This window comes from Paenibacillus sp. FSL K6-4396, assembly GCF_038002525.1.
Lineage (GTDB): Bacteria > Bacillota > Bacilli > Paenibacillales > Paenibacillaceae > Paenibacillus > Paenibacillus amylolyticus_B.
This window is the reverse complement of the sequence record NZ_JBBOCR010000001.1, coordinates 4190406-4203199: the sequence shown is the minus strand read 5'-3', so window position 1 is coordinate 4203199 and position 12794 is coordinate 4190406. Positions and strand designations below refer to the sequence as shown.

10 protein-coding genes are annotated in these 12794 nt (G+C 42.5%); 9 read left to right on the top strand and 1 reads right to left on the bottom strand.

Annotated features, from left to right (window positions below):
* Nucleotides 1–83 precede the first annotated feature (83 nt).
* The 5 genes from licT (at nt 84) to MHB85_RS18080 (ending at nt 7580) form a co-directional block, all read left to right on the top strand.
* Nucleotides 84–926 (top strand): BglG family transcription antiterminator LicT, encoded by an 843-nt coding sequence (gene licT / locus MHB85_RS18100; RefSeq protein ID WP_105599271.1) that lies wholly within the window; start codon nt 84–86, stop codon nt 924–926.
* Nucleotides 927–1093: 167 nt separating this feature from the next.
* Nucleotides 1094–3031, top strand: a complete 1938-nt coding sequence (locus tag MHB85_RS18095) for a beta-glucoside-specific PTS transporter subunit IIABC (protein ID WP_105599270.1) — start codon at nt 1094–1096, stop codon at nt 3029–3031.
* A 445-nt stretch (nt 3032–3476) separates the two neighbouring features.
* Nucleotides 3477–5390, top strand: coding sequence for a beta-glucoside-specific PTS transporter subunit IIABC (locus MHB85_RS18090; protein WP_105599269.1), 1914 nt, complete (start codon nt 3477–3479; stop codon nt 5388–5390).
* A 34-nt stretch (nt 5391–5424) separates the two neighbouring features.
* Nucleotides 5425–6867, top strand: coding sequence for a 6-phospho-beta-glucosidase (locus tag MHB85_RS18085; RefSeq protein ID WP_105599268.1), 1443 nt, complete (start codon nt 5425–5427; stop codon nt 6865–6867).
* 314 nt (nt 6868–7181) lie between these two features.
* Entirely contained in the window at nt 7182–7580 is a 399-nt protein-coding gene (locus MHB85_RS18080) for a RidA family protein (RefSeq protein WP_091020576.1), read from the top strand.
* A 121-nt stretch (nt 7581–7701) separates the two neighbouring features.
* On the opposite strand, the gene MHB85_RS18075 is transcribed toward MHB85_RS18080, so the two are convergent.
* Nucleotides 7702–8862 (bottom strand): S8 family peptidase, encoded by a 1161-nt coding sequence (locus tag MHB85_RS18075; RefSeq protein ID WP_091020575.1) that lies wholly within the window; start codon nt 8860–8862, stop codon nt 7702–7704.
* A 220-nt stretch (nt 8863–9082) separates the two neighbouring features.
* On the opposite strand from MHB85_RS18075, the gene MHB85_RS18070 reads away from it, so the two are divergent.
* The 4 genes from MHB85_RS18070 to fabD all read left to right on the top strand — a co-directional run bounded on the left by MHB85_RS18070 (nt 9083) and on the right by fabD (nt 12538).
* Entirely contained in the window at nt 9083–9598 is a 516-nt protein-coding gene (locus MHB85_RS18070; protein ID WP_091020617.1) for a GNAT family N-acetyltransferase, read from the top strand.
* Nucleotides 9599–9648: 50 nt separating this feature from the next.
* Nucleotides 9649–10107 (top strand): SMI1/KNR4 family protein, encoded by a 459-nt coding sequence (locus tag MHB85_RS18065; protein WP_091020573.1) that lies wholly within the window; start codon nt 9649–9651, stop codon nt 10105–10107.
* 74 nt (nt 10108–10181) lie between these two features.
* Complete coding sequence (locus MHB85_RS18060; RefSeq protein ID WP_105599267.1) at nt 10182–11039, top strand: Cof-type HAD-IIB family hydrolase; 858 nt, start codon at nt 10182–10184, stop codon at nt 11037–11039.
* Nucleotides 11040–11332: 293 nt separating this feature from the next.
* A complete protein-coding gene (fabD, locus tag MHB85_RS18055) occupies nt 11333–12538 on the top strand; it encodes an ACP S-malonyltransferase (RefSeq protein ID WP_105599266.1) in 1206 nt (401 codons plus the stop codon).
* The last annotated feature ends 256 nt before the right edge of the window (nt 12539–12794 follow it).

Sequence of the window (12794 nt, the reverse complement as noted above, 5' to 3'; positions counted from 1 at the left end):
GGTTGTAACTGTTGAATCAGGCAAAGCCGTATACCTTGAGAAAAGGGATTGGTTTGTCTTTTTCTGTATATTGGAGTGATAAAGTGAAAATCGAGAAGGTGCTGAACAATAATGCTGTAGTTGCGATGAATGCCGAACAACAGGAAGTTATTATCATTGGCCGGGGGATTGCTTATCAGAAGCGGGCGGGTGATATGGTTTCCGAGCAGCATATCGACAAGATATTTACTTTACAGAATGAAGATATTCAGGAAAACTTCAAGGCATTAATCTCAAGCATTCCTTTGGAATACATGAAAGTATCCGAGGAAATCATCGCTTACGCCAAGCTAAAACTTGGCAAGAAATTAAATGAGAGCATCTACTTACATCTCACAGACCATATTCACTTTGCCATTGAGCGGTATCGTAAGAATCTGCCTATACGCAACGGGTTGATCTGGGAGACAAAGCAGTTATACAAAGAGGAATATGAAGTCGGAATGGAAGCGCTCAATATGATCTGTGATCAGTTTGGTGTGATCTTGCCCGAGGACGAAGCCGGATTTATGGCACTTCACTTTGTCAATGCAGCGTTGAATGAGGAAATGCCCAACATCAAGAGTATGACGCAGGTCATGCAAGAAATTTTGACAATCATCAAGTATCATTTCAAAATTGATTTTGATGAGAACTCACTGACATTTTATCGCTTTGTGACGCATTTGAAGTTTTTCGCTCAACGTTTGGTGAAGGGAAAACATTACAAGAGCAACAACGATGATGAACTGTTCCTGATGATTCAGAAAAAGTATCCGGCAGCGCACAAGTGCTCGGAGAAAATCAAGAAATTCATTGAAAGCAACTACACGTATCAACTAACTGACGAAGAATTGATGTACTTAACGATCCATATTGAGAGAGTTGTGAATGCAACTACTGAATAATCCCATAGATCAGCTTGCAGGGTTGCAACCACTAGGGCAAAACCTGAACGCTTGAATGACAGAACATACCGTTAACCGGATGTTCCATACATTCAGATGTTCAGGTTTTTTTATTCTCTCCAATATGCTTTGAATCCGTGTCTAGCCAGAAAGGAAGAAAAGACTTCATGAAACACGAGCAATTAGCCAAGGACATTCTGTCTGGCGTTGGTGGTAAACAGAACATTAACAGCGTAGTGCACTGTGCGACCAGACTTCGTTTCAAATTAAAAAATGACAATAATGCCAAAACAGACGAACTCAAAAATCTACCTGGAGTCATAACGGTAATGCAAAGCGGGGGGCAATACCAGGTAGTTGTGGGTAACGAAGTGTCTGATGTGTATAAAGCCTTGTTACATGTGGGTAATATGAATGCGGATGAACCGGTCTCAACTGATGAGTCAGAATCTTCCGGTAAAAAAGAGAGTCTCTTGGGTCAGTTTATCGACTTGATCTCGGGTGTATTTACACCAATTCTCGGCTTGCTTGCTGCAACAGGGATGATCAAAGGTTTCCTGTCCATGTTTACTTCTCTCGAATGGCTGGACCCGGCTTCAGGAACATATCAATTGTTGAATGCTGCAGGAGACTGTCTGTTCTACTTCTTCCCAATCTTCCTGGGTTACACAGCTATGAAAAAATTCGGTGGATCTCCATTCCTCGGGATGGCCATCGGAGCATCACTTGTATATCCGACCTTATCCGGTCTTAGCGGTGGAGAGCCGCTATATACGTTATTTACAGGCACATTGTTTGAATCTCCGATTCACATCACGTTCCTGGGTATTCCCGTGATCTTGATGAGTTATTCCTCATCCGTAATCCCGATTATTATTGCTGCTTATTTTGGAGCAAAGGTAGAAGCATTCTTCAAAAAGATCATTCCTTCTGTTGTGAGAACGTTCCTCACGCCATTTTTTACCATTCTGATTGTTGTACCTGTAACATTCCTCTTGATTGGTCCAATCGCAACATGGGCAAGTCAGCTGATTGGTGCCGGGGTATCGGGCATCTATGACTTGAGTCCGTTGGTGACTGGTATTGTTGTTGGTGGATTGTGGCAAGTATTGGTTATCTTCGGGTTACACTGGGGTATCGTACCAATCATGTTGCTCAATCTGTCCACTCTGAAAGCAGATCCGATTCTGGCGATGATGTTTGCTGCTTCTTTTGCTCAGATTGGTGCCGTTCTTGGGGTTATGCTTAAAACGAAAAATACCAAACTCAAATCACTGGGTGTTCCTGCCTTTGTGTCCGGGATTTTCGGTGTAACTGAGCCTGCTATTTATGGTCTTACTTTGCCACTGAAAAAACCATTTATTATGAGTTGTATTGCTTCTGCAACCGCTGGTGGTATTATTGGCTTTGCAGGTTCCAAAATGTTTGTATTTGCTTCAGGAATCTTTGGTGTTCCAGCGCTGATTAGTCCCACAGAGGGGATCAACTATGAATTCTGGATGGCCATGATTGCCACTATCATTGCTTTTGTACTAGGTTTTGTTCTCGTTTATTTTGTAGGATTCAAAGATCCTGCTAATCCAGAGGCTGCCAAACAGGCTCCAGAGCCAGTAAAAGAAGAGAAGGCAGCACTTGAGCCTAATCCGAACAATCGTTACGAAATTGCCAGCCCAATGACGGGTGAGGTAGTTCCTTTGCAAGAAATTAATGATGCTACATTTGCTGGTGAACATATGGGTAAAGGGATTGCTATTCGCCCAACCAGTGGGAGAGTTGTATCCCCGATTAATGGTGTGGTACAGACGATTTACCGTACCAAACATGCGATTGGACTTGTAGATGATCAAGGTGTAGAGATTCTGATCCATATTGGTCAGGATACGGTACAGCTCAAAGGTCAGCATTTCACTGCCCATGTGAAAGATGGAGATCGTGTGAGTGTTGGCGATCTGATCGTTGAATTTGATCTGCAAGCCATTATTGAGGCGGGTTATGAGACCGTAACACCGATTATTGTAACTAATACGGCTGATTATTTGGACGTGGTTGCTACAACAAATCGTGAAGTGCAAGAAAAGGATAAATTGGTTACGGTTATTGGTTAATTCTGCTTTAGTGCGTATTTATAAATGTGAACATCATGAAAAAAAAGGGACCATTTCGATACTTTCGAAGGGGTCTCTTTTTTCATTTTTGGTCACTCCAATGTATTTGTGGAATTAATAAAAATAAGTGTTGCAAACGTAGTTCAGATGTACTATGATGAGTTCAAGAAGTAAGCGCATACATCAATCGGATTGTAACTGTTCAATCAGGCAATGCCGACCATCCTTAGTTCATAGGGTATGGAATGTAACTTACTTTCGTTATCCAAATAATTAAATACCAATGTGTACAGCCTTACAGGGTTGCAACCGTTAAGGGCAAAACCTGAATTGCTGAATAACACGACTGATTTCCGGACGATCCGGTATGTTGTGTATGTTCAGTGGTTCAGGTTTTATTTGTTTCAAAAGTCATGGGGAGTCTACTTAGAGAGGGAGAATTACAATGAGCAACTACGATCAATTAGCTAAGGACATTCTGTCAGGTGTAGGTGGTCGAGACAATGTAAACAGCGTATTCCATTGTGTAACAAGACTGCGGTTTAAACTGAAAAATGAAAGCGTAGCCAAAACGGAAGAACTTAAAAATCTGCCAGGTGTTATTACTGTCATGCAAAGTGGTGGACAATATCAGGTCGTTATCGGCAACGAAGTGCCGGATGTATATAAAGCAGTTGTTAAGGCGGGGAATTTCCCAACCGAAGGTCAGTTTGAAGAGGAAGCAGACAACTCAGGCAAGAAAGTGGGATTGTTCAGTCGATTTATCGACATGATCTCCGGTGTGTTCACACCATTACTCGGTTTGCTGGCTGCAACAGGTATGATTAAAGGTTTTACAGCGATGTTTTTATCATTCGGATGGCTTACGGATACTTCCGGAACGTATCAACTGTTGAATGCAACGGGTGACTGTCTGTTCTACTTCTTCCCGATCTTCCTTGGTTACACGGCAATCAAGAAGTTTGGCGGTTCACCGTTCCTGGGTATGGCGATAGGCGCCTCGTTAGTTTATCCTACGTTGTCTGGGTTGACTGCCGGGGATCCATTGTACACTCTGTTTGCAGGTTCATTGTTTGAATCACCGATTCACATCACGTTCCTGGGGATTCCGGTCATTCTGATGAGCTATTCAACATCGGTTATTCCAATCATTATTGCTACTTTCTTCGCTGTTAAAATTGAAAGATTCTTCAAAAATATCATTCCTAAAGTCGTAAGCACGTTCCTTGTTCCATTCTTTACTTTACTCGTTATCGTTCCAGCAACGTTCATTCTTATTGGTCCAGTATCCACATGGGCGGGTCAGTTGATTGGGGCGGGAGCAACAGGTATCTACGAATTAAGCCCAGTTATTACTGGTTTGGTTATTGGTGGATTGTGGCAAGTGTTTGTATTGTTTGGTCTTCACTGGGGACTTGTTCCTGTCATGCTTCTTAACTTGAGTACATCTGGTGCTGACCCAATAATTGCAATGTCATTCGCAGCTTCCTTTGCACAGATTGGTGCTGTGCTTGCAGTGATGTTCAAAACAAAGAATACGAAATTAAAATCTTTAGGTATTCCTGCATTCATATCGGGTATCTTCGGTGTAACTGAGCCAGCCATCTACGGTCTGACACTTCCACTGAAAAAACCGTTTATCATGAGCTGTATTGCAGGTGGTATCGGTGGCGGTATTTTGGGATTAGCTGGTTCGAAATTATACATCTTTGGTGGACTGGGAGTATTCGGGTTCCCAAGCTTCATTAATAAAGCTACAGGTGTTGATTCCGGATTCTATATGGCTCTGGTGGCATGTGGCATTGCATTCATCCTTGGTTTTATTCTGACGTATGTGGTTGGATTCCAAGACAAAGTAGAAGCTAAACCAGCTCCAGTACCTGTACTTGATCCAAATCCGAACAGCAGATACGAAATTGTAAGCCCAATGGCTGGTGAAGTCGTTGCACTGAAAGATATTAATGACGTAACGTTTGCAGGAGAGCACATGGGTAAAGGGATTGCAATTCGTCCAACCAGCGGTAGAGTGGTATCTCCAATTACGGGTATTGTTCAAACGGTATATCGCACGAAACATGCCATTGGTCTTGTAAGCGATGATGGTGTAGAGATGCTGATCCATATTGGTCAGGATACGGTGAAGCTGAAAGGTGAATATTTTACAACCCATGTGAAGGACGGAGACCGTGTTAACGCAGGTGATTTGATTGTTGAGTTTGACCTGCAAGCGATTAAGGATGCAGGATATGAGACGGTTACACCGATCATTGTCACGAATACTTCCAATTATCTGGACGTTGTAGGAACGAAAGATGCATCTGTTCATGAGAAAGATAAATTGATCACGGTATTAAGCTAATTGAAATTACAGATGGTTTAGGAGGTACTCCTCAATGAATGAAAAATTTACAGCCTTCCCGGAGAATTTTCTCTGGGGAGGAGCAACCGCAGCGAATCAATTGGAAGGTGCCTATCTGGAAGGTGGCAAAGGTTTAACAACGGTAGATCTGATTCCGATTGGTGCGAATCGATGGAATATTGCTCTGGGTAATCTGGATTCATATGAGCCAAAAACAGGGGAATTCTATCCTTCACATGAAGCCATTGACTTCTATCATCGATATAAGGAAGATATTGCGTTATTTGCAGAAATGGGATTCAAGTGCCTCAGGCTTTCAATAGCCTGGGCACGGATTTTCCCTAATGGGGATGAAGCGGAACCAAATGAAGCAGGCTTACAATTTTATGATGATGTCTTTGATGAGTTATTGAAATACAACATTGAACCTGTTGTGACGATCTGTCATTTCGATGTACCTGTGCATCTGGTCGAGACTTACGGCGGTTGGAAGAATCGTAATATGATCGGTTTCTTTGAGAAATATGCGACGACGCTATTCAATCTATACAAGAATAAAGTGAAATACTGGATGACGTTTAATGAGATCAACATGTTGCTGCATCTTCCGTACATTGGAGCGGGTATTGTTCTGCAGGATGGTGAAAACAAAGATCAGGTTCTGTATCAGGCAGCACATCATGAATTGGTAGCCAGTGCACTTGCGGTTAAAGCTTGTCATGAGATTATTCCTGGTGCACAGATCGGCTGTATGCTAGCGGCTGGAATGGTCTATCCATATAGCTCTAACCCGGATGACGTATGGAAGGCTATGGAGAAAGACCGCGAGTCGTTCTTCTTCATCGATGTGCAGTCGAAGGGAGCATATCCGGGTTATACCAAAAGATTTTTCAGAGAAAATGACATTCAGATTGAGATGCAACCAGAAGACCAAGATATCTTGATGCAGAATACAGTCGATTATATTGGTTTTAGCTACTATGCAAGCCGTTGTACCAGTACAGACCCTGAGATTTTGAAAGATTCGACAGAAGGCAATGTATTTGGTTCGGTGAAGAACCCTTATCTGCAAGCTTCCGAGTGGGGATGGACCATTGATCCCAAAGGACTCCGTATTACATGTAATCAGCTTCATGACCGCTATGGCAAACCGTTGTTTATCGTAGAAAATGGACTTGGCGCAACCGATGTGTTGTTAGACAATGACTCCGTTGAAGATGACTATCGCATCGAATATTTGAATAGTCATTTTGCCGAGATGGCTGAAGCGATTCAAGATGGTGTCGAGCTGATAGGTTACACAAGCTGGGGACCGATTGACCTGGTCAGTGCGGGTACCGGAGAGATGAAGAAACGTTATGGCTATATCTATGTAGACCGAAATAATGATGGTACGGGCACACTTCGCAGAGTGAAAAAGAAGAGTTTTCACTGGTACAAAGATGTCATTGCAAGTAATGGCGCACAATATTTCTAATACAAGGTGTTCGATGCTATAGAATAAACAAAGAGCAGTCTCGTTATAACGGGATTGCTCTTTGTTTATGAGGGGATGAATTTGACCCCTGATGTGGCTTTCCGATATAATAAAGAAATGAAGAGAATCTTGTCACTTAAGAAGGGAGGAGCATCCACTCATGAAGAAAAAATCACTTGCGTTTATATCTTCGGGATATGGATACTCCACTGCTGTCTTTTTCTAGAATCTATTCCAAGGGTGAAGTCTGCCCAAAATCGGAAGGAAACTAGGAAATAACGCAGAAAAATCTTAAGAATGATGAGGTAATCCAGATGAATATGGACAAAATTACTAGAACAAATCCAGAAAAAATGCCAGCTCCTGTAGGGCAGTACACGCATATTACAAGAATCCCGAGGAATGCAGAGTTATTTGTGACTTCGGGTCAAATTGGAGCAGATCATAATGGACTTTTTCCAGAGAGTCTGAATGAGCAAGTCACTAATACATTTAATAATATTAAAACAGTGCTCGAATCTGAGCGTTTAGATGCTGAACATATTATCAAAGTGAACGTATGGGCAACCGAGGAAATCGATTGGGATTTCTTATATGCCGAGTGGGGACAATTATTTAGTACGGATTATCCTGCAATGACGATTGGATATATTACGGCGTTAGGTTTACCAGAGATTAAAATTGAAATAGAGCTTTGGGCAGCAAAAGTTTAACCTCGAATACTTTTTAACCAAACGAAGGAGCATCTTACTTACAGATGCCCCTTCGTTTTTTAATTTGTGTAAAAATGGAAAGGATATGCCCTGTGTGCAATCATGAGCGATAGTAGGTGTATTATGGCACCTGTAAGCTCCGATAGGCATTCAATCGTCCATACGTCCAGTAGACTCCGGAGCCGGATACTGGATCAGAAGCAAAGCATAGTGCATCCCGAATCTGGGCATTGGTTTTACCTTGTGCAGCGAGAAGTGCAGCTACTCCAGCCACATGTGGTGCTGCCATGGATGTTCCACTTAGGTAGGCATAGGAACCACCCAGATAGGTGGATAGGATGGTATCTCCTGGTGCAGCCATATCGACCCACGAACCATAGTTGGAGAAATTGGATTTGAGATCGGAAGGATTGGTTGAAGCGACAGCTATGACGTTGGGATACGATGCGGGTACGATCGGGAATGTAGTGTTGTCGTTGCCGGCTGCAGCAATAATTACGGCTCCACGATCCCAGGCATACTGCACAGCAGCTTGGAGGAATGCGTCTCCCATCGGACCACCAAGGCTCAGGTTAACCACCTGTACACCGTTATTGGCAGCATAGACAAGACCGTTACCCACATTACCGACCGTTCCTTGCCCGTTGTTATCCAGGACCCGGAGCGGAACGATGGATGCAAGTGGTGCAGCGCCTGCGATGCCCACCCCATTGTTGGTAACAGAAGCAGCGATCCCTGCTACATGTGTACCATGTCCGTTCCCGTCTTCAGGGATATTATCATAATCAACATAATCGTAACCGGGGATGAGCTTGGAAGCCAATTCTGGGTGGTTTAGCTGTACACCAGTGTCGATAATGGCGATTTTAACAGAGCTGTTACTTTGAGTGATATCCCATGCAGCGGGTGCATTGATTTTGGACAGGTTATACTGGTAAGGGAAGAAAGGGTCGTTAGGGGTGAAGGAAGCCTCAACAAGGTAATTTGGCTCTGCATGTTCAATCAACTCATGATCTTTGTAATGTTTCAGGATCCGGTGCATTTTTTTGCGGGATTCCACACGGTACCAACCCAAATCCTCGTATGTTTCCGCGACTTTACATCTCCCTTTTTTGTGAAGGGTGTGCATCTCATCTGGTGTTGTACCTTCCTTGAATTTGACTAAGAGCTGCTTGGGGGCATGTGGGTGAAACTTGCTCTCGGCACGTTGGTCCAGAAAACGATACACGAACACGATTATTGCTAGCGAAATGAAACCAAAAACACCTAACCATAACCACATTTGCGTTTCTCCCTCCAACATGGATTGTGACACGCCTTATCGTATGCGAACTCTATCAGACTGTGAGGGCATGTTTTTAATTTGGTTAGTAGTGTAGATAGATTGATAGGAAGGGATAAATTCGGTAAGATGATATGAAGTGAGCCGCTTTGGCATGAACAAGATTTAAGGCAGGGCCGAGAGGTAGCTCCTAATACAGAGGATAAGGAATGTGGATTTATTGACACAACTTCAGAGTATACCGACAGTCACACCAGTTCAGGCACACCAGATTCATGATGCCATTGATTTTGCCATGCGTGTACGCAGAGAAGTGTTTCCCATGATGGATCACACGAGGTTACCTGTGGATTTCGAGCAGTTCACAGAACATTATCTGGAATCCAATGAATCGATTTTTCTTGTTGCAATGACAGGGGATGCGGGCATCGTCGGAACGATTGGGATATTACCATATGATGGACGTATTCAGGCCGTGGACGGCCGATATGCAGCCCAGTCCGCAGCCGAAATTGTGAAATGTTATGTAGATCCTGCGTATCGCAGATACGGCATTGGTTCCCTGCTGGTAAAAGAACTGGAGAATGTGGTGAAGGATATGCACTATACGACACTCTACTTGCATACACATCGCTTCTTGCCAGGAGCCGTAGATTTCTGGAAACGTCAAGGGTATACGGTTATTGCTGAGGAAAATGATGACTGGCAAACTGTACATATGGACAAGTTGGGATGAAGGTAATCATAACCAAATGACATTACAATGGTATTGGAGGAGATCTATCCATGTATTCAAGTCTGATTGAGAAACTGGAGCATACCGAGGTTATACGCTGGTTCCCGAATCATCAAGTTCAAGAGAGCTGGATTACCGAAATTGAACAGGAGTTGGGCTTTCCGTTACCTCCGTCCTATCGCTGGTGGCTTCTGAATTATGGCATAGCGATGTTAAGTGGAACCGGAATTCTGACCATATCGCCTCCAGAACACCGAGAGTATGCGGACACTGATATTTTGTATAGATACCGACTTGCCGACGAAGACACGAAGAAGGAAGGGAAGCTGGAACTGTTTGTACCGGACGAAGATGAATATTACTATTTTGATACGCGGACGGCAGATCACCTTGGAGAGTACAAAGTGATGCGTTTGGATTATTTTAATGGGGAACCTGAAGTATACGCGGATTCTTTTGCCGAATTTTTGGAGAAGTTGATCGATCAGCGAACACCACGGAATAGGTAATTTTGTAAAAGGAAAATGCCTGTCGGCACTCGCACGGTTAGACATAAACAACATACATGATGGGGGCTAGGCAGATGAACAAAACGAAGCGAAAAATTGTTTTTATTGATATTGATGGCACATTGGTCGACGATGATGGAAACATTCCGTTGTCAGCACAGAAGGCTTGTAAACAGGCCAGAGAGAACGGATATCTGCTCTATTTATGTACAGGCCGATCCAAAGCAGAAATTTATGATTCCATCTGGGATGTCGGATTCGATGGTCTGATTGGTGCAGGTGGGGGTTATGTTGAGTTTGGCAAGGATGTGTTATATCACAAAAGGGTAACAGCGGAAGATGTTCGACATATGGTCGATTTCTTTAATGAGAATGGCATTGACTTCTACCTTGAATCCAATTCGGCATTGTACGCGAGTAGCAATCTTCAACCTCACCTGGAACGCCGTATCTATGGCGATGTGGAGAATGACCCTGTAGCCAGAGAGAAGAAGGAGCTGAAACCGCACCCGTTTATTGCCGGATTGACGTATGGAGAGGCCGATCTGTACAAGGATGATGTGAACAAAGTATGTTTCTTGGAGAGCTCAGCTATCCCGTTTGAGCGAATCAAGCAAGAGTTTGAAGGGAAATTCGAAGTCATTCAGTGCACTGTGCCGATCTTTGGTGAAGGAAGTGGTGAACTGATGATCCCTGGCATTCACAAAGCCATTGCGATCGCCGATCTGCTGAAGCATCTGGGCATGTCCCAAGAAGATACATTTGCCATCGGTGATGGCATGAATGATGCCGAGATGTTGGAATTTTGTAACATCGGCATTGCCATGGGTAATGCAAAGCCAGGTCTGAAAGCCATTGCAGATGATATTACTGGAACAGTAGAGGAAGATGGATTGTATCATAGTTTTGTGAAGTATGGATTGATCACTTGATAAAGTAATGAGACAATCTGGAAAACGGGTAATACGTACACCCTTTGTCCCAAAACTTATTTTAGATCCTGCATATATTATTGCAGGGTCTTTTTTTCACGTCCGTTGCAGTATAGGATTCCAGGTAAGGAGAATCGTGAGTTTCCGTTCATAGAAATAGATGACCCTCCTTTTGACTTTATTATTGCATAACTCCTAATGAAAGTTTATTATAAATTTTGAAAACAAGGAATTTATTGGTTTTATGTTGTCGAAGTGCATGAAATATAAAGTTGATACATGGAGGATGCTGGATGAGTAATGTAGCTCTGTTGTTTCCTGGACAAGGTTCTCAGATGGTTGGGATGGGTAGAGACTTTTGGAATAACTTCGATGTGGCTAAGAAGTTATTTGAAGAAGCCAGTGATGCCATTTCTTTCGATTTGAGAAAGTTATGTTTTGAAGGTAGCATGGCTGATTTGACAATGACAATGAATGCTCAGCCTGCACTTTTGACTGTTAGTGTCATTGCTTATCAAGTTTATATGCAAGAAATAGGGATGGAACCCGCTTATTTGGCTGGGCATAGTTTGGGAGAATATTCGGCTCTGGTATGCGCAGGTGTTCTCTCATTTCATGACGCCATTAAACTGGTAAGACAACGAGGGAGTATTATGCACAATGCAGACTCGGATCAGAAAGGTACCATGGCCGCCATTTCAGGTATTCATTTAGATACACTTCAAAACATATGCGAACAAGTTTCCACGATCGAGCGTCCTGCTTGTGTGGCTTGTATGAACGCTGGCCAGCAGTTTGTCATTTCGGGACATCGGCACTCTATACAAGAAATTATTAAAAGGACAGAAGTTTTGAGAGCGAAACATTCTTATATCAATGTAAGTGGTCCCTATCATTCTCCCATGATGCAAACCGCAGCAGAACAATTCAAAGTTGAATTGGATCAATATCAATATGCCCATGCAATATACCCGATTATTTCCAATGTTACAGCAGCACCCTATGAGTCTGATCGATCTGTCGTTGATTATTTAAACATGCAGATGACGATGCCTGTAAGATGGTCAGAGTCTATGCTCTATCTGGTTGCAAATGGGGTTACTGAAGTTATAGAGTTGGGTTCTAAACATGTGTTAGTTAGTCTTACGAGCAAAATAACGAAGCGTATTGTACCTTACTCGCTAAGCCAGCCTTCCGATTTACTAATGCTTACCAATACACAAGAAAGGAAAAATAAACGAATATCGATTCGTAAAAAGTTGTTATCAGAACTAACAGTAACCGCACTGATTTCACGGAATTATAACCCAGATTCGATATCATACACCCAAACGGTTGAGCCATTATTTCACCAATTACAACGGGCAAAGGAACAAGTAAACAACAATGAATATGAACTTAGTGAAGAAGAGATAAATGATGCTCTACAGGTATGTCATTCCATTATTATAGCAAAAAAAATTCCATTGGATGGAACCGCGTTGATTGATGCAATCTAGTACTCGTTCTGTTCTTTTGCAAGATCTGTATTACAGCGACAGACTGCCTTTTTATAAGGTAGTCTTTTTGTCTTTTAATGCATCTGAACTTGTTGAAGCTTCAGATATTGGTAATAAATATGTCAATAATCCAAAAATCAATCTCTATTTTTTACCATAAAGTAACAATAAATTGATTGATTTTACATATATTTCTATGGTAAAATTTTGCTTGAAATATGTGTAAATAATTAGATAAGCATGTTAGAGATGATTC

Coding starts and splice junctions, on each gene's coding strand:
- MHB85_RS18095 (WP_105599270.1), top strand. CDS start 1,094: ATGAAACACGAGCAATTAGCCAAGGACATTCTGTCTGGCGTTGGTGGT.
- MHB85_RS18090 (WP_105599269.1), top strand. CDS start 3,477: ATGAGCAACTACGATCAATTAGCTAAGGACATTCTGTCAGGTGTAGGT.
- MHB85_RS18085 (WP_105599268.1), top strand. CDS start 5,425: ATGAATGAAAAATTTACAGCCTTCCCGGAGAATTTTCTCTGGGGAGGA.
- MHB85_RS18080 (WP_091020576.1), top strand. CDS start 7,182: ATGAATATGGACAAAATTACTAGAACAAATCCAGAAAAAATGCCAGCT.
- MHB85_RS18075 (WP_091020575.1), bottom strand. CDS start 8,862: ATGTGGTTATGGTTAGGTGTTTTTGGTTTCATTTCGCTAGCAATAATC.
- MHB85_RS18065 (WP_091020573.1), top strand. CDS start 9,649: ATGTATTCAAGTCTGATTGAGAAACTGGAGCATACCGAGGTTATACGC.
- MHB85_RS18060 (WP_105599267.1), top strand. CDS start 10,182: ATGAACAAAACGAAGCGAAAAATTGTTTTTATTGATATTGATGGCACA.
- fabD (WP_105599266.1), top strand. CDS start 11,333: ATGAGTAATGTAGCTCTGTTGTTTCCTGGACAAGGTTCTCAGATGGTT.